Annotated in this window: 24 protein-coding genes; 4 read left to right on the forward strand and 20 right to left on the reverse strand. The window is 64.3% G+C overall.

Annotation, left to right across the window (positions count from 1 at the left end; genetic code table 11):
- Window positions 1-32: 32 nt before the first annotated feature.
- Window positions 33-470, reverse strand: coding sequence for a DUF3995 domain-containing protein (locus tag ACTJKT_RS13265; protein ID WP_025809432.1), 438 nt, complete (start codon window positions 468-470; stop codon window positions 33-35).
- Window positions 471-567: 97 nt separating this feature from the next.
- On the opposite strand from ACTJKT_RS13265, the gene ACTJKT_RS13270 reads away from it, so the two are divergent.
- Together ACTJKT_RS13270 and ACTJKT_RS13275 are read left to right on the forward strand one after the other, a co-directional pair.
- Window positions 568-957: a DUF2946 domain-containing protein gene (locus ACTJKT_RS13270; RefSeq protein WP_440787418.1), complete on the forward strand. Its 390-nt coding sequence runs from the start codon at window positions 568-570 to the stop codon at window positions 955-957.
- 89 nt (window positions 958-1046) lie between these two features.
- The gene (locus tag ACTJKT_RS13275; protein WP_440787419.1) at window positions 1047-3182 is read left to right on the forward strand and encodes a TonB-dependent receptor; all 2136 of its coding nucleotides are present in this window, start codon (window positions 1047-1049) and stop codon (window positions 3180-3182) included.
- Window positions 3183-3491: 309 nt separating this feature from the next.
- Here ACTJKT_RS13275 and ACTJKT_RS13280 read toward each other — a convergent pair whose 3' ends face one another.
- From ACTJKT_RS13280 to ACTJKT_RS13290, 3 genes are all read right to left on the reverse strand, one after another.
- Window positions 3492-4508: an ABC transporter substrate-binding protein gene (locus ACTJKT_RS13280; RefSeq protein WP_440787420.1), complete on the reverse strand. Its 1017-nt coding sequence runs from the start codon at window positions 4506-4508 to the stop codon at window positions 3492-3494.
- 118 nt (window positions 4509-4626) lie between these two features.
- Window positions 4627-4824: a hypothetical protein gene (locus ACTJKT_RS13285; protein WP_440787421.1), complete on the reverse strand. Its 198-nt coding sequence runs from the start codon at window positions 4822-4824 to the stop codon at window positions 4627-4629.
- The gene (locus ACTJKT_RS13290; RefSeq protein ID WP_031286381.1) at window positions 4821-5270 is read right to left on the reverse strand and encodes a hypothetical protein; all 450 of its coding nucleotides are present in this window, start codon (window positions 5268-5270) and stop codon (window positions 4821-4823) included. Before ACTJKT_RS13290 ends, ACTJKT_RS13285 begins: the two co-directional genes overlap by 4 nt.
- A gap of 546 nt (window positions 5271-5816) precedes the next feature.
- Between ACTJKT_RS13290 and ACTJKT_RS13295 the strand changes: the two genes are divergently transcribed.
- Both ACTJKT_RS13295 and ACTJKT_RS13300 read left to right on the forward strand, forming a co-directional pair.
- A complete protein-coding gene (locus tag ACTJKT_RS13295; protein WP_009043392.1) occupies window positions 5817-6047 on the forward strand; it encodes a hypothetical protein in 231 nt (76 codons plus the stop codon).
- A gap of 66 nt (window positions 6048-6113) precedes the next feature.
- Window positions 6114-6506 carry a hypothetical protein gene (locus ACTJKT_RS13300; RefSeq protein ID WP_025809438.1) on the forward strand — a complete coding sequence of 131 codons (393 nt, stop codon included), beginning with the start codon at window positions 6114-6116 and terminating at the stop codon, window positions 6504-6506.
- 20 nt (window positions 6507-6526) lie between these two features.
- Here ACTJKT_RS13300 and ACTJKT_RS13305 read toward each other — a convergent pair whose 3' ends face one another.
- From ACTJKT_RS13305 to iolE, 16 genes are all read right to left on the reverse strand, one after another.
- Window positions 6527-6745 (reverse strand): hypothetical protein, encoded by a 219-nt coding sequence (locus tag ACTJKT_RS13305; RefSeq protein WP_025809439.1) that lies wholly within the window; start codon window positions 6743-6745, stop codon window positions 6527-6529.
- A 159-nt stretch (window positions 6746-6904) separates the two neighbouring features.
- Entirely contained in the window at window positions 6905-8128 is a 1224-nt protein-coding gene (locus ACTJKT_RS13310) for a methyl-accepting chemotaxis protein (RefSeq protein WP_440787422.1), read from the reverse strand.
- Window positions 8125-8496 (reverse strand): hypothetical protein, encoded by a 372-nt coding sequence (locus ACTJKT_RS13315; RefSeq protein ID WP_440787423.1) that lies wholly within the window; start codon window positions 8494-8496, stop codon window positions 8125-8127. Before ACTJKT_RS13315 ends, ACTJKT_RS13310 begins: the two co-directional genes overlap by 4 nt.
- A gap of 234 nt (window positions 8497-8730) precedes the next feature.
- Window positions 8731-9135 carry a TraR/DksA family transcriptional regulator gene (locus ACTJKT_RS13320; RefSeq protein ID WP_007923643.1) on the reverse strand — a complete coding sequence of 135 codons (405 nt, stop codon included), beginning with the start codon at window positions 9133-9135 and terminating at the stop codon, window positions 8731-8733.
- Between the two features lie 445 nt (window positions 9136-9580).
- Window positions 9581-10603, reverse strand: coding sequence for an ABC transporter permease (locus ACTJKT_RS13325; RefSeq protein WP_007923642.1), 1023 nt, complete (start codon window positions 10601-10603; stop codon window positions 9581-9583).
- 70 nt (window positions 10604-10673) lie between these two features.
- The gene (locus ACTJKT_RS13330) at window positions 10674-12239 is read right to left on the reverse strand and encodes a sugar ABC transporter ATP-binding protein (RefSeq protein WP_440787424.1); all 1566 of its coding nucleotides are present in this window, start codon (window positions 12237-12239) and stop codon (window positions 10674-10676) included.
- 70 nt (window positions 12240-12309) lie between these two features.
- On the reverse strand, window positions 12310-13236 hold the full coding sequence (locus ACTJKT_RS13335) for a sugar ABC transporter substrate-binding protein (RefSeq protein ID WP_440787425.1): 927 nt from the start codon (window positions 13234-13236) through the stop codon (window positions 12310-12312).
- Between the two features lie 54 nt (window positions 13237-13290).
- On the reverse strand, window positions 13291-13476 hold the full coding sequence (locus ACTJKT_RS13340; protein WP_106697170.1) for a hypothetical protein: 186 nt from the start codon (window positions 13474-13476) through the stop codon (window positions 13291-13293).
- A 130-nt stretch (window positions 13477-13606) separates the two neighbouring features.
- Entirely contained in the window at window positions 13607-14665 is a 1059-nt protein-coding gene (locus ACTJKT_RS13345) for a Gfo/Idh/MocA family protein (protein ID WP_440787426.1), read from the reverse strand.
- Window positions 14666-14839: 174 nt separating this feature from the next.
- The gene (locus tag ACTJKT_RS13350; RefSeq protein WP_440787427.1) at window positions 14840-15700 is read right to left on the reverse strand and encodes a sugar phosphate isomerase/epimerase family protein; all 861 of its coding nucleotides are present in this window, start codon (window positions 15698-15700) and stop codon (window positions 14840-14842) included.
- Between the two features lie 262 nt (window positions 15701-15962).
- Window positions 15963-16973, reverse strand: coding sequence for a Gfo/Idh/MocA family protein (locus ACTJKT_RS13355; RefSeq protein WP_440787428.1), 1011 nt, complete (start codon window positions 16971-16973; stop codon window positions 15963-15965).
- Window positions 16974-17007: 34 nt separating this feature from the next.
- Complete coding sequence (gene iolD, locus ACTJKT_RS13360; protein WP_440787429.1) at window positions 17008-18942, reverse strand: 3D-(3,5/4)-trihydroxycyclohexane-1,2-dione acylhydrolase (decyclizing); 1935 nt, start codon at window positions 18940-18942, stop codon at window positions 17008-17010.
- A gap of 138 nt (window positions 18943-19080) precedes the next feature.
- Window positions 19081-19902, reverse strand: coding sequence for a TIM barrel protein (locus ACTJKT_RS13365; RefSeq protein WP_440787430.1), 822 nt, complete (start codon window positions 19900-19902; stop codon window positions 19081-19083).
- Between the two features lie 35 nt (window positions 19903-19937).
- Window positions 19938-21437 (reverse strand): CoA-acylating methylmalonate-semialdehyde dehydrogenase, encoded by a 1500-nt coding sequence (locus ACTJKT_RS13370; protein WP_440787431.1) that lies wholly within the window; start codon window positions 21435-21437, stop codon window positions 19938-19940.
- A gap of 44 nt (window positions 21438-21481) precedes the next feature.
- On the reverse strand, window positions 21482-22306 hold the full coding sequence (gene iolB / locus ACTJKT_RS13375) for a 5-deoxy-glucuronate isomerase (RefSeq protein ID WP_440787432.1): 825 nt from the start codon (window positions 22304-22306) through the stop codon (window positions 21482-21484).
- The gene (gene iolE, locus ACTJKT_RS13380) at window positions 22303-23196 is read right to left on the reverse strand and encodes a myo-inosose-2 dehydratase (protein WP_440787433.1); all 894 of its coding nucleotides are present in this window, start codon (window positions 23194-23196) and stop codon (window positions 22303-22305) included. Before iolE ends, iolB begins: the two co-directional genes overlap by 4 nt.
- Between the last annotated feature and the right edge of the window lie 71 nt (window positions 23197-23267).

The raw sequence follows: 23267 nt of genomic DNA on the forward strand, positions 1-23267 counted from the left end.
CTTGCCCGCGATGCTTTTCAGCGTTCAACAGGTCAATTCCAAGCCACCACCAGCAGCCCCGCCCCCAACACCACGCACAGCGGCGAATAGAACAAGGTGTCCAGCCGGGCGAACTTCGACTCGCTGACCTCCTTGAAGAACCCCACCAGGTTCGAGTCGCCGATGGCCCGGGCGAACATCAGCAAGGCCATCGCACTGATCACCCATTGCAGCGACGGGTGGCTCACCGTCGGCAAATACAGGCCCACCCGCAGGCACACCAGCATTGCGATCAGCAGCAAGCCCACCGCCACCAGCAGGGTGGCGAACCCCGAGGGTTTGAACGCCGGCTCCAGCTCACCCGGTGTCCGGCCCGGCACCTGGGGGATCGCCGCCTCGCTGCCGCGCTTGCCGCCGGCGGCCCAGTACAGGTGGATCAGGCTGATCAGCAGGAAGGCTCCTGCCATCCATTGCGCGATCAAAACATTCATATGCAAACGTCCATGGCAAAAAATGTTGCTGAAGAATGGACCCGATCGAACGTTTTTGTAAGTACGTTCGTCGCCTGCGATGGTAAAGTGCCGCCCCATGAAATCAGCCCGAACCGATCGCTCGCTCGTTGCCTGGATGCTCTATTGCTGCGTCCTGTTCAACGTGTTCGCCTGCAGCATCGGCCACGGGCAGATGGTCGGCCAGCAGCTCAACGGGATCGGCGGCCAGTTCTGTACGGTGGACCCGCGCACCCAGGCGCCGGTCTCTTCCAGCCCGGTCGACGAATCGCTGCCGACCCTGTCCAAGGCCTTCGGTTGCCCGCTGTGCTCCACCGGCGGCATGGGCCCGGCGTTCAACTCCAGCCTGACCCTGGCGATCCTGCCGCAGCACCACAGCCCGCCGCTGGCGCCCCGCTCCACCGCTGACATCCCCGCCCGCTTCATCTGGCCCGCGGCCCACCCGCGCGCGCCGCCCGCCTTCGCCTGAGTCTTCTGCCCTTGTCATCAGCCCAACCCGTGCCAATGCACGGTGTTTGTTCGTGGGCTGCTTCCTAGCCAAGAATTCAGGATGTACCGATGAAACACATTCCCCTGCTGGCCAGCCTGTGCGGCTGCCTGTCCGTCAATGCCTGGGCGCAATCCAGCGTCGACCTGGCACCTATCACCATCGACGGCGACCAACCCGTCGAACCCGGCCTGGCCCTCGACCAGTCCAGCGGCATGGCCTCGCGCCTGGGCCTGAGTGTTCGCGAAACCCCGGCCTCGGTGGCGGTGGCCAACCGCAACGACATCGAGCGGCGCGGCGCGCAGAACTTCCAGGACGCCGCCAACACCCTGCCCGGGGTCAATGCCAGCGCCCCGCCGGGGTTCGGCGGCTTCATCTCCTACCGTGGTTTCACCAACAGCCAGATCACCCAGATGTTCAACGGCATCAACGTGTCCAGCGGCCTGGCACGGCCGGTGGACTCGTGGATCTATGACCGGGTCGAGCTGCTCGGCGGCCCCTCCTCGCTGGTCAATGGCGCCGGCTCCGTGGGCGGTTCGCTGAACTACGTGACCAAGCTGGCCGACCGCCAGGAGCGGGCCATCGAGGGCCGGGTCAGCTACGGCAGCTACGACACCACGGAAACCGCCTTCGGCCTCAACCACGCCCTCAGCGAAGCCGGTGACGAAGTGCAGCACTACGCCCGCCTCGACGTCAGCCACAACACCAGCAACGGCTACATCGACCGCCAGGAACGGGATGCCTGGAGCATGGCGTTTTCCCTGCTCAGCGACCTGACGCCGAACCTGTCCCACACCCTGGCCCTGGAATACCAGGACGAACACGAGGACAGCCCGTACTGGGGCACCCCGGTGCTCAACCCCAAGGCCGGCGAGCTGAAGATCGACAAGCACAACCGCTTCAACAACTACAACGTCGAGGACGGCCGCTACGAGCAGCGCACGATCTGGGTGCGCTCGATCCTCGACTACCGGATCAACGACAGCACCAGCCTGCGCAACACCCTCTATCACCTGGACAGCCAGCGCGATTACCGCAACCTGGAAACCTACCAGTACAACGCCGACAACAGCGCGGTGAACCGCTCCACGGCCTATCAGGTGCGGCATCAGGGCGAGCAGAACGGCAACCAGTTCGAACTGCGCCACGACACCTCGATCTTCGGCCTGGACAGCACCTGGTCCGGCGGCTTCGAGTACAAGGTCAACCGCACCACCAACTCGCCGCTGAACGTCAAGGCGGCCAACAGCGTCGACCCGAACAACTACCAGCCGGGGCATTTCTACGACCTGCCGGGTACCCGCCAGGGCTTTGTCGCCGACAAGACCAACGAGGTCACCACCAAGGCGCTGTTCGTCGAGAATCGCCTGGCCCTGACCGACCGGCTGGCGCTGCTCACCGGCCTGCGCTACGACGACATCGACCTGGACGTGACCAACCACCGATTGGTGACCGCGAGCAACCCACGGCACCTCAAGCGCAGCTGGGAGCCGGTCACCGGCCGGGTCGGCCTGACCTACCAGTTCCTCCCGAGCGCCAACGTCTATGTGCAGTACAGCACCGCCGCCGAGCAGCCCAACAACAGCACCCAGGACTTCGATGTCTCCACGGGCAAGCAATGGGAAGTGGGCAGCAAGTTCGATTACCTGGACGGCCGCGGCTCGGCGACCCTGGCGGCCTACCGCATCGAGCGCAAGGATTTCGCGGTGACCGACCCGCAGGACCCGACCCTGAGCATCCCGGTGGGCCAGCAGACCTCCAAGGGCATCGAAGTGGCCAGCTCGCTGCGGGTCACCCCGAAGCTGCTGCTCGAGGGCAACTTCGCCTGGGTCGATGCGCAGTACGACGAGTTCACCGAGAAGAACGCCGCGGGCGTGGTGGTGTCACGCAAGGGCAATACCCCGACCAACGTGCCGGACCGGGTCGGCAACCTGTGGCTGACCTATGACCTGGCGCCGCAGTGGCAGACCGGGGTCGATGCGCGTTATGTGGCCTCGGTGTACGCCGACACGGCCAACACCATGACCGTGCCCTCCTACACCCTGTACGGCACCTTCCTGACCTACAAGCTCGACAGCCACACCTCAATCACCGGGCGGGTGCGCAACCTGACCGACGAGGTCTACGCCAGGTTCGCCCATGTCTCGCCGGCTTACTACCTGGGTACGCCGCGGACCTTCGAGCTGGCGGTGCAGACCCGCTTCTAAAAGCATCGCGGGCAAGCTCCGCTCCTACANCCGCATGCTTCTGTAGGAGCGAGGCTTGCCCGCGATAGCGATCTCATCCTCACCACAGCGTCTTCAGTCGAGACTGGCACTGACCTTATCCGCCACATCCCCGGGCAACCACGCCCGCCACACCTGCGGATGCGCCTTGAGGAACGCCCGCGCCGGCTCCCGGGGCGGTGTGGGTTTCATCTAAAAGCATCGCGAGCAAGCTCGCTCCTACAAGGTTACGCAAACTTCTGTAGGAGCGAGGCTTGCCCGCGATTGCGATCTCACTCTCACAGCAATCTCTCAATCGAGACTGGCACTGACCTTATCCGCCACATCCTCGGGCAACCACGCCCGCCACACCTGCGGATGCGCCTTGAGAAACGCCCGCGCCGCCTCCCGGGGCGGTGTGTGCTTCTCGCTCATTTCGGCCAGGGCCTTGTTCAGCGCCTCGATCGGCAAATCGACCTTGCCGAAGAACTCGGCGATCTCTGGGTACTGCTTCTGGAACGGCGTGGACACGCCGATGGACAGCTTCGAAGCCAGCGAGCGCGTGGGGCGTGGATTGGGGTGGTCGGCGTCGGTCAGGGTTTTCCAGGCCTCGGCATCGAACGGTGGCTCTTCCAGCTGGATCAGCTTGAAGCGACCGAGCAAGGGGGTCGGCGACCAGTAGTAGAACAGCACCGGCTGGCCGCGACGGATCGATGAAGTGATCTCGGCGTCCAGCGCCGCGCCGGAACCGCTGCGGAAGTTCACATAGCTGTCGGTCAGGCCATAGGCCTTGAGCTTCTGCTTGTTCACCACTTCCGAGGTCCAGCCGATGGGGCTGTTGAGAAAGCGCCCCTTGCCCGGGCTTTCCGGGTCCTTGAACACATCCTTGTAGCGCGCAAGGTCCGTGACGCTGCGCAGGCCCGGCGCCAGCGGCTTGATGCCCTTGGCCGGGTCGCCCTTGACCACGTATTCCGGCACCCACCAGCCTTCGGTCGCGCCCTTCACCGTGTCGCCCAGGGCCGCCACCTTGCCCTCGGCTTCGGCCTTGACCCACACCGGGCTGCGTCCGGCCCACTCTTCGCCGATGACCTGGATGTCGTTGTTGGCCAGCGCGGTTTCCAGGGTGATGGTGGTGCCCGGCAAGGTGTCGGTCGGCAGGCCGTAGCCCTTCTCGACAATGGTGCGCAGGATGTCGGTGATCAGGCTGCCGCTTTCCCAGTTCAGGTCGGCGAAGTGGATCGGCGCCTGTGCCGCCCAAGCGCCGGCGGGCGCCAGCAAAATACCCAAGCCGAGCAGCGCGCTGCCCAGCAATGTCCGCAGTCCTTTCATGCCTGTGCCCCTTTGGCTGTTCACAGCGTTGCAGGATGGTCTCGCGGCTTTGGACCGCAAGCCTCTGACTAATTGAGTCATCTGACTGTAGTAGAGGTTCCTGCTTTCGAGGGGGACTTCAGTCTGCGCCCTGCTCCTGCAGGCGCTGCAACTCGCGGCGCACCATGCTGGCGTATTCCGCCGGCTTCAGGACATACAACTGCGAGGCCACCCAGGCCAGCCAGGCGCCTTGCAGCACGGCCCTCTGTTCGAACAGGCGCTGGGCCTCGGCGCGGGCGCGCTCGAGATGCTGCTGGTGGAATTCGGCGCGACTCACTCGCTGGCCTTGAAGCTCACCAATTCACCCTTGCGCCATTTGGCGGCCTTGCCGGTCACGGCTTTCAGGGTCTTGGTCAGGCCTTCCTGCAACTGCTGGTTGGCGGCGAACACCGTCACCACGCTGTGGCCTTCCTTGAACAAGATGGCGTGGCCGTCGGCGGTGCTGACAAAGGCGTATTCGCCCAGGCCGTAGACGGTCAGCTTGATCTCGCGGAAACGGATTTCGAACTTGCCACCTTCACGGCTGGGCAGGACCGCCGCGCGGAAATGATCGCCGACCTTGAGTTCCAGGCGCGGCTTGTCGTCCACGACCAGGGCCGTCTCGGTGTCGATTTCGGCGACGTAAATGCCTTCCGGCGTCTGTTCAGTGATGTAGACGAAACGTGACTGGAACTGTTTGACCAGCTTGGCGCGCAAATCGCCCAGGACAAACAAAGCGTGCATATCAAGATTACTTACTGCCAAGGAAAGGTCCCCGAAGCTGAAAATGACTCTGCCCGCGTAAACGACGGACAGCAAAAAAAGGCGGCCGAACCGGCGCCGTGACTCCACATGAAAACAATCTGAAAAAGCACCACTCGCCAACGCGTAGGCGCAAACACCGGAGCCCCCCTCCCAAGAACAACCGGAAGGACTACCGGACCGTTTGGCCCGCATCAAGCGCAGAAGAAAGTGGTTCCGACCCGCCGAGAAAGCTGCGCACTCACTGTCGATCGGAAAACCTCACGATCCTTTCGTCACCCTTCATGGGACGGGAGTGCTGCAGGTAAACATCAATCTCTGACTGCCGGGGCAATTCTAGAGCAACTTTATGTATTCAGAGCAACCTATGCATTAGCAAATCGCTGAAAAAAGCTCTTTCCGCGTGCCGGTCGGCCACTTGCATGACTTAACTCAGCCATCGACAGGCAACAACTGCCATACTGCCGCGACCTCGAAGCCAGCCACCGGCCAGGCTTCACCCGCATAATTTCCAGGGGAAAGTCGGACGTGACGGAATTCGATATAGGCGAGTTTTTCATTCATGGCGAAGCCCGGGACGTCGAAGGCGAGTTCCAGGCCGTGATCGTGATGCGCGCCAAGCCACCGCTGCGCACCGTGCGCTGCCACCAGGTGGAGAAGGACCGCTGGTTCAAGACCGCGGAACTGGCCGAAGCCGCCGCCAAGGAAGCCGCCCGCGCCCTCAAGCAGGCCGTCGACCAGGGCGCCCTGAACCTCTGAACCCGCGGTAAAGGATTACTCCGCACGACCGACATATTGGCGAGCCTTCCGATAAAGAGCGCCATGATGATCGACCTCAACCCACCTGCCCGCCTCCCGTCCCTGGCCGAATTCGCCCTGCCAGGCGCGGCGGGCAGCGAAAGCCCGGCGAGCGATCCGTTCGACCTGCGCACGGCGATCACCCGGGCAACCAACGCCGTTCCCGACGGCGTGCTCGAAGCGAAAAAGAAACGCATCAAGCAGCTGCGCAAACAGATCGAGCAATTGCAGCAGCGGCTGCGCAAGGCCAACGAGCGCCTGGCGATGGTACAAAGCGCTGCCCGGCATCGCACAACCGATGCGCACATGCAGGCCTTGTCCGCCGCCCGGGCCCAGGCCCAGGCCGCCAGCAGCGCCTTGTCGATGGCCCAGGTGGCGCTGTTCCAGGCCGAAAGCGCGGTGATCGGCAGCGAGGTCTGAAGGCGCGGGTGCCTGCGCCCTCAGGCCGAACGACTGAACAGCGGGTGCCCGACCCTGTCCCGCGCCAGCTGGGCCAGCCAGGACGCCTGGCATTCCACGGCCTCGTCCCGGCTGGCGAACGGCGCGCCGCGGCGCTCGCCATTGACCAGCACGACCCAGCACACATTCAGCCCGACCGCGCGAAAGGTGGCCGGTACACCGCTACCAATCATCACTGCGACATCGACTTTGCTTTGCATGAGGACTTCTCCTGGCAACTAGTTAGCTAGCTAACAATGTTGGCCATATTAATGAGTTCCCCCGCTGGAAAAAAGCCATCCCTTGCACAGCTGCGTTGCGGGGTCGGTAACAATGGCCACCGGCCATATCTTGCCGACCCCAAGGTTAAGTCCGGGTTATCAGGCACCCTGCTCCGGCTTGTAGCCCAGGCGCAGACCGCCCCAATGCCGGCCCTTGACCCTGATCGGCACCGACAGGTCGTGCATCAGCTCGCCGGTATCGCGGGTGTAGGTTTGCAGCAACAGCGGCTGCTGATGGCTGCCGCAACGGATGCCGGTGCGATCCTCGAACTTGCGCTTGGTGCGGTTGTGCAAGGTGTCCACCTGCGGATCGCCGGTCAGCGGCTGGGAGAACGCCTGGTTGTGGGTCGGCACGTAGCCCTGGGGCGTGCAGGCGATGGCGAACACCAGGCCTTCGTGACGCGCCAGCAACGGTTCCTGGATCGCCGGCAACACCTGATCGGCGTAACGGTCGAAGCGGGTCTGGTATTTCACCGGCTGGGTATTGGCGATCGGCTGGTAGCTGCGGTCGAACAGGTCGTCGAGGCTGATGCGACTGGCCGCAAGGTCCGCCTCGAACTGTTCGGCGATGCGCCGGGCGCCTTCCTGGGCCAGGTCGTAGATGCGCTGGTGGTAGTCGTCCAGGCCGACCTCGGCCAGGCGCTCGCTGATGATTTCCGCCTGCCCCTCCATCTGCACCGCCGCCTCGGCCAGGCTGCGGGTCTGCTGGTCGCTCACCGCCAGGTCGCCGCGCACCTGCTCCACGGCATGGAACAGGCTGTCCAGCTGCTGGCGATTGGTCTCGGCGCCACGGGCGATCTCGCCGACCTGGCTTTCCACGCCGGCCGCCAGCCGGGCAATGTTCTGCAGGTGCTGGCCGGTGGACTCGACCTGCTCCACCCCGGTGTTCAGGTCGCTGGACAGCTGGCGGATCTGCTCCACCACCTGGGCCGTGCGCTGCTGGATATCGCTGACCATCACCCCGACCTCGTCGGTGGCGGTGGCCGTGCGCCCGGCCAGGCCGCGCACTTCATCGGCCACCACGGCGAACCCGCGCCCATGCTCCCCGGCCCGCGCCGCCTCGATGGCGGCATTCAGCGCCAGCAGGTTGGTCTGGCTGGCAATCGACTGGATCACCAGCGCCACCCGCTGGATGTCTTCGCTGCGCTGGCTCAAGGCTTCGATCAGTTCACGGCTGTCGTTGGCGCTTTGGCTGAGACGGTGCATGCGGGTGATGGACTCGCCCAGCACCACGCTGCCTTCGGCGCTGCTGCGATGGGCTTCGCTGGCGGCGCTCAGGGCCTGCTGGCTGAGCTGCGCGGCCAGTTGCTCGGTGTGGATCATCGCCTCGGCCTGCTGACAATGCGCGCCGCCGAGTCCAGTTGCGACTGCACCCGCCCGGCCAGTTGCCGGACCGAATAGGCCACGCCGGCAGCCGACAGCGCGTTATGGCTGGTGCTGTAGGACAGGTCGCGAGTCAGCGCGGCGATCTCGCCGTTATCGACGCTGCTCGCCGCCGGTATGGCCTTGGGCGCGACCAGGCGCGGCAGCCAGACGATCAGCAGCATCAGCGGCACGGCGAGGTAGAAAGAAAGCAACCCCTGGGACAGGGCATACAGCACCAGCAGCAAGGCGCCGCTTTGCAGGGCCGGCCCCCGCCAGCGCCGGGTGTTCTGGGCTACTGACAGCGGTTGCGCAATGGCAGCCGACAAAGATCCGTCTTGCGTCATCTGGAATACCCCATGCTTTTCTAATTATTTGCTCTGCATTGAACGCCACTAAAAAGCCATTATCCATGGTCCATTAGTCGCAGGTTTGCAGCAGATCAATAGAAATGCACGGGGGCTTTCAGGGCGCCCGCAAACGACTCGCGGGCAAGCCTGCCATCCCAGGTGCAGTGGCGACCTTGGGGTGGGGCTTGCCCGCGAGGGGAGAAGTCTTGGCGATCAGGCCTGACGCTGGTGCTTGTCGATCTGCTCGTGACGTTCCTGAGCTTCGATGCAGTACTTGGTGGTCGGGCTGATCAGCAGGCGTTTCAGGCCGATCGGCTCGCCGCTGTCGTCGCACCAGCCGAAGCTGTCGTCGCCGATACGGCCCAGGGCCTGCTCCAGCTGCGGCAGCATGCGCTGGTCGCGGTCGATAGCGTTGACCAGCCAGGTCCGCTCTTCCTCTACGGAAGCCGCGTCCGCAGGGTCGGCCGGGGTGTCCAGGCTCTCAATGGCGATTCGGTTCTGTTCGATGCGCTCGTGGGTTTCGACCTTCATGGCCTGCAACAGCTCAGTGAAAAAAGCCAGCTGCTCGGCGTTCATGTAGTCATCCGCCGGCATGGCCAGCAACTTTTCCTTTGTCATTGATTTCTCTATAAAAAATACGTGCATTAAGGCGAATTAAAGCTGTTTTCCGTGCCCCCTTTCGGGGCATCGGAAAGGCGCCATACATTCCAAGCGCCACCCGGCACTCAATTTACGAGGGGCGGCAGTCTAAGGCCCGTTTGAGGCCTCAGCAACTGAAATGACATCGAATTTGTCCGACAAGCCCTGAAAGCCCGCCAGGGCTGGCTTTGGCGGCGGTTATCGGAGTGCGTTTATAACAAGAAATTCCATCGGTCGGGGTCTTTTAGAAGACAAACGGCAACGGCAGACCCGAAAAAGGCCTGCCGTTGCCGTGGAGTATGGCTCTTCTGTAGGAGCGAGGCTTGCCCGCGATAAACGTCCAGGCGCCGCATTGCATCAGGTGCTAAGCGTTATCGTTGAAGTCCATCGCGAGCAAGCTTCGCTCCTACAAAAAGCAGAGAGGTCAGCGCTTGAGCTTGCGCTTGTTGCGGTACTGGTCGATGACCACCGCCACCACGATGATCAGGCCCTTGATGATGTCCTGGATGTAGGCATCGACACCGACGAAGGTGAAACCGCTGGCCATCACCCCGAGGATCAGCGCGCCGATCACGGTGCCGGTGATGCGCCCCACCCCACCGGCCAGGCTGGTGCCGCCGATCACCGCCGCGGCGATGGCGTCCAGCTCGTAGGACATGCCCATGCCCGCCTGCCCGGTCGCCGCCCGCGCCGAGGCCACCACCCCGGCCAGCCCCGCCAGCAGCCCGGCGATGCTGTAGACGATCACCAGGTGGCGCTTGACGTTGATCCCCGAGGTCCGCGCCGCCTGCATGTTGCCGCCGATGGCGTAGGTGTACTTGCCGTACTTGGTGTAGCGCAGGGCGATATGGAAGATCACCGCCACCACCAGGAAGATGATCACCGGCATGGCGCCGTGGCCGATGGCCGTGTAGGAATCCGAGAGCATGCTGATCGGCTGGCCTTCGGTGTAATAACGCGCCAGGCCGCGCGCCGAGACCATCATGCCGAGGGTGGCGATAAAGGGCGGGATGCCGGTAATGGCGATGATGCTGCCGTTGATCGCCCCCGCCAGCAGCCCTACCCCCAGCCCGGCCACCACCGGGATCCACACCGGCAGGTCGGTCAGCGACGGGAACACCGCGCGGGTGAAGTCCGAGGTCTGCGCCAGGCTGGCGGCGATCATCGCCGACAGCGCCAGCACCGAGCCGGACGACAGGTCGATGCCGGTGGTGATGATCACCTGGGTCACGCCGATGGCCAGCAGGCCGATGATCGACACCTGCAGGATCATCAGCACCAGGCGCTGGGAGTTCATCAGGAAGCTCTGGTCGCGCACTATCCAGCCGAACAGTTCGAACACCAGGCCGATGCCGATCAGCACCAGGAAGATGCTCAGTTCGGTGGGCAGGCGCCGGCGCGTTCTGGCTGGCGCCGCCGCGGGTTTGTTTTCCAGTATCGCGTTCATAAGCCTTCACCTTCTTCTTGTATGGCCGGCGGCGAACACACCTCGCCGGTGGCCTTGATACGTTTGCCGGCTAGTGGACCAGGGACATCCCGGAAGCCAGTTGCATGACCTTCTCCTGGGTCGCTTCGCCGCGGTCGAGGGTGCCCATCAGCTCGCCCTCGTGCATGACCATCACCCGGTCGCTCATGCCCAGCACTTCCGGCAGCTCCGAAGAGATCATGATCACCGCCATGCCTTCGCCGGCGAGGTAGGCGATCAACCGGTAGATCTCGGCCTTGGCGCCGACGTCGATGCCGCGGGTCGGTTCGTCGAGGATCAGCACCCGCGGGTTGGTCATCAGCCAGCGGGCGAGCAAGGCTTTCTGCTGGTTGCCGCCGGACAGGGTGTCGATGCACTGCTCCAGGGACGGGGTCTTGACCCGCAGCTTCTTGCACATGTCCTCGCACAGGGCGCGCAGGGCCTTCTGCTGGATGAAACCGTTGCCGGCATAGTGCGGCAGCACCGCCATCTCCATGTTTTCCAGGACCGACAGGCAGGGAAACAGGCCGCTGAGCTTGCGGTCCTCGGTCAACAGGGCAAAACCCTTGTCGATCGCCATGTGCGGGTCGCTGATGCGCACCGGCTGGCCGTCGAGGCGGATCTCGCCGCCGTCGCTGGGGGTGATGCCGAAAATCGTCTCGGCCACATTGGTGCGGCCCGAGCCCATCAACCCGGCGATGCCGAGAATCTCCCCGGCGTGCAGGTCGAAGGACACGCCCTCGAACACCCCGTCCAGGCGCAGGTCGCGCACCGACATCAGCAGCTCGCCTATGGGCTTCTCGCGCACCGGGAACAGCTGGCTCAGTTCGCGGCCGACCATCATCGAGATCAGGCTGTCGCCGTCCATGCTGTCGGCCCGTTGCAGGCCGATGTAGGCACCGTCGCGGAACACCGCCACTTCATCAGCGATGGCGAACACTTCGTTCATCTTGTGGGTGATATAGATGATGCCCTTACCCTGGGCCTTGAGGTCGGCGATGATCGAGAACAGGTGCGCCACCTCTTTCTCGGTGATGGCCGAGGTCGGCTCGTCCATGATCAGGATGTCGGAGTCGTAGGACACCGCCTTGGCGATCTCCACCATCTGCCGCTCGGCGATGCTCAGGTTGCCCACCTGCTCCTCGGGGTCGAGGTTGATCCGCAGGCGCTCCAGCAACAGCGCGGTGCAGCGATGCATCTCGCGGTGGTCGATCATATGCAGGCCGTTGAGCTGCTCGCGGCCGATCCAGATGTTCTCGGCGATGCTCATGTGCGGCATCAGGTTGAGTTCCTGGTGGATCATCGCGATCCCCGCCTGCAAGGCCGCCAGCGGCGTCTCGAAATTCACCCGCTGGCCCTTGAGCCGCAGCTCGCCGGCGTCGGGCTGGTAGATCCCGGCGATGATTTTCATCAGGGTCGACTTGCCCGCGCCGTTCTCCCCCATCAGCGCCAGCACCGTGCCGGGACGTACCCGCAGTTGCACATCGGACAGGGCGACAACCCCGGGAAAACCCTTGCTGACGTTGATGACTTCCAGCAGGTAGGGCTCTTGCTCAGACTGGACGGCGGGCTGCACAGCCGCCGCCGGGATGCTCGAAGCAGTCGCTGAAGCGAACATGATCAGGTACTCCATCCGCGGGGCAGCTGGGCCACCCCGCCGGCTTATTGTGGTGATGGAACGGGCGGGCTTATTTGAACTGGGCGACGTTTTCCGGGGTGATCAGGCGATAGGGCACCCACACCGCCTGTTCCACCGGCTCGTGCTTGGCCATCTTCACCGCGGTGTCGATCGAGCCGTCGGCCTGGCCCTTGGCATCCTGGAACACCGAGACCGCCAGGTCGCCCTTCTGCACCGCGCGCAGGCCATCGGGCGTGCCGTCGACCCCGGCGATCAGTACGCTGCCCTTCTCCACCCCGGCCTGTTTCAGCGCCATGGCGGCGCCGATGGCCATTTCATCGTTGTTCGCCACTACCGCGTTGAACTGGCGGCCCTGGGTCAGCCAGTCGTTGACCAGGGTCATGGCCTTGTCCCGCAGCCAGATCCCGGTCTGTTCCTGCTCGACCTTGATCCCCGGGTACTTGGCCAGCACTTCCTTGACGCCCTTGGTGCGGTTGGTGGTGGAGTTGTTCGCCAGGTCGCCCAGCAGGATCACCACCTCGCCCTTGCCACCCATCTTGTCGGCCAGGTACTGCATCTGCATCTGTCCGGCCTCCAGGTCGTTGGAGGCCACTGTGACCACGCCCTTGGGCAGGTTCAGGTCGTCCGGGCGGCGGTTGACGTAGACCAGGGGAATCCCGGCCTTGACCGCCGCTTCGGTGATCTTGCGGGTCGCCGCGGTGTCCACCGGGTTGACCACGATGGCGTCGACCTTCTGGCTGATAAAGCTTTCCACCTGGCTCAGTTGCTTGACCACATCGGCCCGGGCGTCCTCGAACTGCAGGGTGACGCCGTCCGGCAGGGACTTGGCTTTCTGGTCCATGGATTCGCGCAGGTAGGTCAGCCAGGTGTCGTCGAACTGCGACATGCTCACGCCGATCTTCAGGTCGGCGAACGCCGAGCCGCTACCCAGCAACAGGGACAGGGCGAGCGTGGCAAAACGGGTCTTGGTCTTCATGAAAGGTCTTTCTCCACATTCTTGTAGGTTTTATGGATAAGGCGCAGAAACCACTCAGTGAGGCAGACGCACGATCGGCGCGCCGGGCATGCAGCACACCAGCGCGCCCTTGCGTTCGACGCAAAGCAGGCGGACCAGGGACTGGAAGACGGGGGTGTGCCTAGGTGTTTGGCGGGACAGCGGACGGCGGCGCAATAATGCGCGACGAAGCAGGTGCAAAGCGGAACTGAAGGTTTTCATCGACGGTACCTGTTGTTTTTGTTGGCGGGTTCCACTCGGCTCAAGGCGGGCTTGAAGTCGGTGCGAGAACCCTGCTAGTCGGCAACCTGGAAACGACTTTATTGGAAAATAATTTCTATATCAACTCATTTTAGAATTTTATTCCAAATTCATTCTGCAGCCGGAAATCGGCCATTTCCACCACCTGGTGCTGGCGCCAGCTCAGGCGCGCGGCGTCCAGTACGCGGGTGGTAGCCAGGGCCTCGGCCGGCGTCACCGGCAGCGGCCCCTGCCCTTGCAGCGCCGCCTGCCAGCGTTTATAGAACTGCAACCAGTCGCCCCGCTCGGAGGCTATTCGCTCGCGAATCTCGCCTTGCTCGAACCAGCCCCAGCGCCGATGTTCCTCGACGCCCCAGCGCTCGCCCTCGGTCTGTGGCGACTGGCCGGCGACCAGCGCCTCCTCCTGGCCGTCCAGGCCCTCGACCGTATAACTGCCGGCCGAACCGCTGACCCGGAACCGCGGTCCCTGGCAGTTCTGCAGACAACTACCGGACAAATGTGAAACCACGCCGTTGGCATGGCTCAGGGCGAGGAAAAACCCATAGTCGCAGGTCGGCGCCTGGGCGGCGTACTGCAACTCGGCATAGACCCGGGTCACCGGGCCGAACAGCTGCAAGGCCTGGTCCACCAGATGGCTGCCAAGGTCGCGCAGGAACCCGCCGCCACTGGTATTGCCCACGGCCTGCGGCACATAGCGCTCGACCCGCGACTCGAAGCGGCTGACGCTGCCCAGGGCGCCGCTGTCGATCAGCTTGCGCAGGGTGAGGAAGTCCGAGTCCCAGCGCCGGTTCATATATAGGCTCAGCGGCACCCGGCGGGTTGCCGCGGCGTCGATCAGTGCCCGCGCCTGTTCCACGTCGCTGGCGAAGGGCTTGTCGCTGACCACCGGGATACCGCGCTCGATGGCTTCCAGCACCAGCGCCGCGCGGCCCTCCAGCGGGGTGGAAATCACCAGCCCGTCGATCCCGGCCGCCACCAGTTGCTCGATGCTGTCGAAGGCCCGTACCCCGGGATGCTCCGCCGCCAGCAACTGCCGGCGCTCGGCCGACAGGGTGACCACCCCGACGAAGGTCGCGCCGGGCAGGCTGGCAATCAGCGGCGCGTGAAAATGTCGGCCACCATGGCCGTAACCCACTAAACCAATACGCATCGCAAAGCCCTCCTTATATAGAACCCGCCGTACGTCTGTAGCCGCTGGCGTAGCCTGCGATCGAGGACAACGTCCTCGCAAAACCTGCCAACGCGCAAGGAACTGAAAGACCGCATGTGCCGTGATTGCGACCACTGCGTGGTCGATCGCAGGCTGCGCCAGCGGCTACAGGTGTCAGCGGCACAACTCGCTGCTGACCCGCTCCAGCATCATCCGGTTGGATTCGTCCGGACGGTCTTCCCAGGCGAACACCGAGACCGTGGCAATGCCGTCGAACCGGATCTCGCGCAAGGTATCGAAGAACGCCGTCCAGTCCACTTCGCCCTGGCCGATGTCCAGGTGCTGGTGCACGGTGGCGGTGACGCCCGGCGGGTTGACGATATAGCGCAGGCTCGACGACGCCTTGTGGTTGTAGGTGTCGGCGATGATCAGGTGGCTGAGCTTGCTGCCCGCGTACTTGAGCATCGAGGCGATATCACCCTTGCCGTCGTCATAAAAGAAGGTGTGCGGCGCCGCGTACAGGTAGTTGATCCAGTCCCGGTCGAAGCCGCGGATGATGTCCACCGACTCGTTGTTGCGTTCGCAGAAATCATAGGGATGGGCCTGGATATCCAGCTTGATGCCCTCGCGCTCGAACTCCGGGATCAACTCGTCCATGGAACGCATGAACTGGTTCTCGCACACCAGCGGGTTGTCCGACTGGCCGGTGAACTCGGTGTTGACCAGCTCGCAGTCCATTTCCACGGCGATCTGGATTGCCCGCTTCCAGTTGCGCACCGCCGCCACGCGCAAGCCTTCGTCGGCGGCGGCCCAGTGGTACATCGGCAACAGCGAAGAGAGCTGCACGCCGCTGTCGCTCAGGGCCTTGCGAAACTCCTTGATCCGCGCCCGGTCGACCCGGGGCGCCTTGTAGAACGGCAGGAAATCCTCGCGGGGCGACAGCTCGATGTACCCATAGCCCAGTTCGGCGGCCTTGTCGGTCATCTTGCCCAGCGGCAGGTGGCGGTACATGTAGGGGTCTAGTGCGATACGCATTTTATTGTTCTCCCCGAATCTGAAGTGTTGGCCTGTAGCCGCTGCCGCAGGCTGCGATAAGGCCGAAGGCCTTCAGCGATCTTGAGGCCTTGCGCGCCCTTCGGTCGCGATCGCAGCCTTCGGCAGCGGCTACAAAGTTGCTGTGTACCCTGTAGGAGCGAAGCTTGCTCGCGATGGACGTTAACGATGCCGCGTATTTTCTGGATAAACGCGGCGCTCTCAGGTTCATCGCGGGCAAGCCTCGCTCCTACAAAATCAGCATTCAGCCGTAGAAAGCCGGGCGCGGCGGTTGTGCGACCTTGACGATCTGCCCGCTGTTCTGCGCCTCGATGCAGGCGTCGGCGGCCACCGCGGCGGCATAACCGTCCCAGGCCGAAGGGCCACCCACCTGCCCCGCTCGCACGCCGTCGATAAAGGCCTGCAGCTCGACGTCATAAGCTGCGATAAACCGGTCCTTCCAGTCCATCAGGATCGCGTTGGACAGCTTGGCCTCGCTGCGCAGTTGCACCTGGGACGGCTCCGGCAATTTGGCAATGCCGGTCTCGCCCACCACTTCGCACTGGATGTCGTAGCCGTACTGGCAGTTGACGAACACCTCGACGTCGATGCGCGTGCCCTTGGCGGTTTCCAGCAGCACCACCTGCGGGTCTTTCAGATGGGCCAGGGCCTTGCTCGACTTGCGCGGGAACACCACCTGCACCGACACGTAGTCGTCGGCAAGCAGCCAGCGCAGCACGTCCAGTTCATGGATCAGGGTGTCGGTGATCGCCATGTCGGTCTTGTAGTTCTCGCCGACTCGCGGGTTGCGGTGGGCGCAGTGCAGCATCAGCGGCTCGCCGATCTGGCCGCTGTCGATCACCGCCTTCAGCGCGCGATAGCCGGCATCGTAGGGGCGCATAAAGCCCACCTGGACCAGGCGCTTGCCGTGGGCCATCTCGGCCTCGACTATCTTGCGGCAGCCCGCGGCGGTCACCGCCAACGGCTTCTCGCAGAACACCGGCTTGCCGGCGGCGATGGCGGCCAGCACGAACTCTTCATGGCTCGGCCCCCAGGAGGTGACCAGCACCGCCTCGACTTCCGGCGCCTTGATCAGCCCATGGCCGTCGGGATACACCTCGGCGGCGATCTTCAGTTCGGCCACCACCTTCGCCGCCTGCTCCAGGTTGATATCGGTGACCGCCACCACCTGGCTGCCCAGCAGGGTCTGGCTGCAACGACGGATATGGTCCTGGCCGATGGCCCCGGTACCGATGACGCCCAGTTTCAAAGACATGGTGCTACTCCTGTTGTTGTTCGTTCGAGAGCAATCAGTACTGCCGGGCCTTGGCCAGGCGTTCATTGAGTTGTCTGGCCACCGCGTCGGTACGGGCGCTGGTGGACACCTGCGCCACTCCGACCCGCCACCAGGACAGGTATTTGTGGATCATGGTCTTGGGCAGGACCTTGATATCGATCAGGGTCGACACCCTCTGGGTCCGCGCATCGGCCAGGGCCGCCTGCAGCTCCTCGACCGTCCTCACCTTGTAGGTCTTGCAGCCATAGGCCGCCGCGCTCATGGCGAAATCCACCGGCACGAAGGCGCCGTCGAGCTTGCCGGTTTCGGGGTTGCGGAAGCGGAACTCGGTGCCGAAGCTGTCCATGCCGTGTTCCATCTGCAGGTTGTTGATGCAGCCGAAGGTCATGTTGTCCAGCAGCACCACGTTGATCTTGCGCCGCTCCTGGATCGAGGTGGCCAGCTCCGAATGCAGCATCAGGTAGGAGCCGTCGCCCACCAGGGCGTAGACCTCGCGCTGGGGCTCGGCGAGCTTGACCCCCAGGGCCGCGTTGACCTCATAGCCCATGCAGGAATAGCCGTACTCGACGTGATAGGTGTTGACCCCCTTGCTGCGCCAGCTGCGTTGCAGGTCGCCGGGCAGGCTGCCGGCGGCGGCGACTATCACCGCGTCGTCGGCCAGGGTCTGGTTGAGCACCCCCAGCACCCGGCTCTGGGTCAGGCAGGAGCCGGTCAGCTCGATGAATTCGCGCAGCACCGCCGGGTCCATATGGTCGTTGATCTCCGGGACAAAGCCGTCGGCGCGGTATTCGACCTGGTAGACCCGGTCCACCTCCGCGTCCAGCTGCGCCCGCGCCTGGCTGATCTGCGCCCCCCAGGCCGCCTGGTAGTCGCTGCGCGCCAGGGCCGCGGCCAGTTCGTTGAGGCCGTCCCGGGCGTCCGCCAGCAGCTGCACGCCGTCGAGTTTCAGCGCATCACAGGGGCTGATATTGAGGTTGAGAAACTGCGCATCGGCGCGGAACAGCGACTTCGACGCGGTGGTGAAATCGCTGTAGCGGGTGCCGATGCCGATGATCAGGTCCGCCTCTTTCGCCAGCAGGTTGGCCGCCAGGCAACCGGTCTCGCCGATGCCGCCGAGGTTCAGCGGATGGCTGGAAACCACCGCGCTCTTGCCGGCCTGGGTTTCGGCGAAGGGAATGCCGAAGCGCTCGGCAAAGGCTTGCAGCGCCTCGTTGGCCCCGGAGTACTTGACCCCGCCGCCGCAGATGATCAGCGGCTTGCGCTTGCCGGCAAAGGCCGCCACGGCATCCTCGAGCATGGCGGCGCTGGCCGGCCGGCGTTCGATGCGGTGCACGCGTTTTTGCAGGAAGTAATCCGGGTAATCGTAGGCCTCGGCCTGCACATCCTGGGGCAAGGCCAGGGTCACCGCGCCGGTTTCCGCCGGGTCGGTGAGCACGCGCATGGCGTGGATCGCCGCGGTCATCAGTTGCTCGGGGCGGTTGATGCGGTCCCAGTATTTGCTCACGGCCTTGAAGGCATCGTTGGTGCTGATGCTCAGGTCGTGGAACTGCTCGATCTGTTGCAGCACCGGGTCGGGCTGGCGGCTGGCGTAGACATCGCCGGGCAGCAGCAGCAAAGGGATGCGGTTGGCGGTGGCGGTCGCCGCGGCGGTCAGCATGTTCGCCGCCCCCGGGCCCACCGACGAGGTGCAGGCGTAGATCTTGCGCCGCAGGTGCTGCTTGGCGAAGCCGATGGCGGCGTGGGCCATGCCCTGCTCGTTGCGGCCCTGATGCACCACCAGTTCGCCGCTGTCCTGCTCCAGGGCCTGGCCCAGGCCGAGCACGTTGCCGTGGCCGAAGATGGTGAAGATCCCGGCGACGAACTTGCTCTGCACCCCATCGATCTCGACGTATTGGTTGTCGAGGAATTTCACCAGGGCCTGGGCCATGGTCAGTCGTGTCGTAGTCATATCTGCACCTTTGAATAGGGTGAAGGTTGCTGCTTGTAGCCGCTGCCGCAGACTGCGATAAGGCCGAAGGCCTTCAGCGATCTTCAGGCCTTGCGCGCCCTTCGGTCGCGATCGCAGCCTTCGGCAGCGGCTACAGGGTCAGGCCAGGGCGTGCTTGAGGTGGTCGATGCTCGCGCCGATCGCCCGCTGGATATCCGCCAGCCCATGCACGCTGTCGGCGAAGGGTTCGAACGACAGGTGGCCGCTGTAGCCACTGGCAAGCAGAGCCTCGATCTGCGCCGCGTTGCCGAGGATGTCGCCCTCGCCCACCAGCACCCGGTGGCCGTCGCGGATGCTCGCCAGGGGCGCCTCGCGATCCTCGACCCCGGAGATATGCACCAGCCCGGTCAGCTCGGGGAAGAATTCCTGCTCGCCGGCCAGATGATGGTGAAAGGTGTCGTGCACCAGGCGGAACACATCCAGCCCGCCGATGGCGCGGATCGCCTCCACCGCCGTGCGCTTGCGCCGCAGGGAACACTCCTCGAAGCCCAGGGGTTCGATAAAACCGAGAATCCCGTGCTCGCGCAGGATCGGCGCCAGCTGCGTCAGGGCAGTGCGCAGGCCGGCGGCGCGTTCGGCTTCGCTGCGGGTGTCGGCGCGGTCGTTCAGCGGGCACATCACCAGGCCGCGGGCGCCGCAGTCGCGGGCATAGGCGGCGAGCTTCAGGGCCTGGGCACGACGCTCGTCGTTCCAGACATCGAAGGGATACAGCGCATTGATCGACAGCACCTGGATGCCCTGGGCCGCGCACAACTGGCGCACCTGTTGCGGCGGCGTGCCGTCTTCGATTTCCACGCCCTTGAGGTCATTGCGGATCTCGATGGCATCGGCTTTCAGGGTCACCGCCAGTTCGATGAACGCCGGCAGGGTCAAACGCGGGGCAACCATACGATTCAGGGCGAAACGCAGGGGCTGGCTCATTATTCTTGTTCTCCAGGGCAACGGGTTGAAGGGTTTTACTTGGCGGTCGGCATGCTGAACTCTGGGCCCTTGGCGATGCTGTCCGGCCAGCGCTGCATCACACTCTTGTAGCGGCTGTAGAAGCGCAGGCCTTCCTCGCCGTAGGCGTGGTGGTCGCCGAACAGCGAGCGCTTCCAGCCGCCGAAGGAATGCCAGGCCATAGGCACCGGGATCGGCACGTTGATACCGACCATGCCGACCTTGATGTTGCGGGCGAAGGCCCGGGCCACGCCGCCGTCGCTGGTGAAGCAGGACACGCCGTTGCCGAACTCATGGGCGTTGATCAGCGCCACCGCGCTGGCGAAATCCGGAACCCGGACGATGCCCAGCACCGGGCCGAAGATTTCCTCCTGGTAAATGCTCATCTCCGTGGTCACACCGTCGAACAGGGTGGCGCCGACAAAGAAGCCCTGCTCCGCGCCCGGCACCTTGAAGCCCCGGCCGTCCACCAGCAGTTGCGCGCCCTGGGCCACGCCCTGGTCGATGAAAGCTTCGACCTTGGCCTTGTGCTCGGCGGTCACCAGCGGCCCCATGTCGCTGTCGCCCTGCATGCCGTTGCCGATCTTCAGCTGGTCGATGCGCGGCCGTAGTTTCTCGATCAGCCGGTCACCGACATCGCCCACCGCCACGGCGATGGAGATCGCCATGCAGCGCTCGCCGGCCGAGCCGTAGGCGGCGCCGATCAGCGCGTCGGCAGCCTGGTCGAGGTCAGCATCGGGCATCACGATCATATGGTTCTTCGCCCCGCCCAGGGCCTGCACGCGCTTGCCGCGGGAGGTGGCTTGCCGGTGGATGTACTCGGCGATCGGCGTCGAACCGACAAAGGAAATCGCTTCGATATCCGGGTGCTGTAACAGCCCATCCACCGCCGCCTTGTCGCCCTGGACCACGTTGAACACACCATCGGGCAGCCCGGCTTCGGTCAGCAGGCGGGCCATCAGCAGGCTGGCGGACGGGTCGCGCTCGGACGGCTTGAGGATGAAGCAGTTACCGCTGACCAGGGCCAGCGGGATCATCCACAGCGGCACCATCACCGGGAAATTGAATGGGGTGACCCCGGCGCACACGCCCAGGGGCTGGCGCAGGTTCCAGTTGTCGATGCCGCCGCCGATGTTGTCGCTGAAATCGGTTTTCAGCAGGCTCGGCGCGCCACAGGCGAACTCGACGATCTCGATGCCGCGGGTCACTTCGCCACGGGCATCGGACAGCACCTTGCCGTGCTCGCGGGTGATGATCTCTGCCAGTTCGTTGTGGTGTCGGTCCAGCAGTTCCTTGAACTTGAACATCACCCGCGAACGGCGCAGCGCCGACTGCTCGGACCAGGCCGGAAAGGCCTTCATCGCCGAAGCAACGGCATCGTCCACCGTCTTCTGGCTGGCCAGGGCGACCTGGGCCTGCACGCGGCCGGTGGCCGGGTTGAACACATTGGCGAAACGCTCGCCGTTGTCCTGCACCTGACCGTCGATGTAATGGCCGATTACCGGGGCGTCACTCATTGTTCTTGTTCTCCATTCGAAGGTTGGAAATCAGACTTTGGAAATCAGAGGTCCAGCAGCCAGCTGTGCTGCGGATCGTTATGGAACTGCCAGACCCGCTTGGGCCCGGCCATGACGTTCAGGTAATAGGACTCGTAGCCATAGGGCACGCTGACCGGGTGGTAGCCCTTGGGAACCACCACCAGGTCGCCGTGCTCCACGGCCATGGCCTCATCGATGCTGCGATCGTCGGTGTAGACCCGCTGGAACACGAAGCCCTGAGGCGGGTTGACCTGGTGGTAATAGGTCTCTTCGAGAAAGCTCTGGTGCGGCAGGTCGTCGGTGTCGTGCTTGTGCGGCGGGTAGCTGGAGGAATGCCCGGACGGCGTACGCACCTCCACCACCAGCAGCGAATGGGCCGGCTCGCTGTCCGGCAGGATGTCGCACACATAGCGGGTGTTGGCGCCCTTGCCGCGCATGCTGCGCTTCATGCTCTCAGGGCGGATCAGCCGTGGGCCGAGGCCCTTGGCGGCGGAGCTGTTTGCAGTAGCGCCGGGCGCGGCGCAGACGGCGATCTGCACATCGCTCAGGGCCGTGACCTGGGCCTGGCTGCCGGGCGGCAGGTAGACGGCGAAGGGCGATTTGTCCTCGAACACCGATTGCCGGTCGCCGAGGTTGTCCCAGCCGAAGGCGCCCTGCCCCGGCGCCTCGCCCTGAATGCCGATGCGCCCGCTGAGCAGCACCAGGCACAGCTCCTTATCACCGGCACTGAGGGGCAGGCTTTCACCGAGGCTCAGGCGGTAGGCGGCAAAACCGACGTACTGCAATCGGCCCTCAGTCAACTGGACCATGGTCCGGCCCTTGGCCGCGCTTTTTACCAACAGGCTCATGGTGCAGTCCTCTCATCAAGCAGCGCGCGCAGGGTGTCGTAGCCCTTCTTCGCATAGATGTAACTCGGTGCCACCGCCGGGTCCTGCTCGGCCTCCACCACCAGCCAGCCCTGGTAATCGGCGGCCAGCAGCTCATCCAGCAGCGCGGCAAAATCGATGTCGCCATCCCCCGGCACGGTGAAGGTGCCGTTGATGATGCAGTCGGGGAAACTCCACAGGTTGTTGCGCGCCAGCTGCACCACCGGCTTGCGCACGTCCTTGAAGTGCACATGGCAGATGCGCCCGATGTGCTTGCGCAGCACCTCCAGCGGTTCGCCGCCGCCCATGTAGCAGTGACCCGAATCGAACAGCAGGCCGACTTCGCTGCCGGTCAGGCTCATCAACTTATCGATGTCCGCCGGCGATTCGACGTAGGCACCCATATGGTGGTGGTAGACCAGGCGCACGCCCTGGGACAGGGTGAAACGCGCAAGCTCGGTGAGCTTGTCGGCGTATTCCTGCCAGGCCTGTTCGCTGTGAAAACGCGGACGCTCCACCAGGGGAATGCGCTGGCCCTGGATCGAGTCGGCAACCTCGCCGTAGACCAGCACCCTGGCGCCGTTCTGCGCCAGCAGCTGGACATGGCTGGCGATGGCGTCGATCTCCTCGGCCACCGAGCGCCGGGCCAGGCGGCTGGAATACCAGCCCGAGACCAGCGCCAGGTCATAAGGCCGCAGCACATCGCCGACGCCCTTGGCATCCTTGGGGAACTTGCCGTTGAGCTCGAAACCTTCGTAGCCGATCTCCTTGCCCTCGCTCAGCGCCGTGCTCAAAGGCGTTTCGCCGCCGAGGGACGGCAGGTCGTCGTTGCTCCAGGAAATCGGGTTGATGCCAATTCGGATTGCGGGCATGGCTGCACCTTTTATTGTTTTCTAAATAAGCCGTTGTTTCTGTAGGAGCGAGGCTTGCCCGCGATGAACGA

The sequence above is a fragment of the Pseudomonas sp. 22526 genome, assembly GCF_052044735.1.
Lineage (GTDB): Bacteria > Pseudomonadota > Gammaproteobacteria > Pseudomonadales > Pseudomonadaceae > Aquipseudomonas > Aquipseudomonas piscium.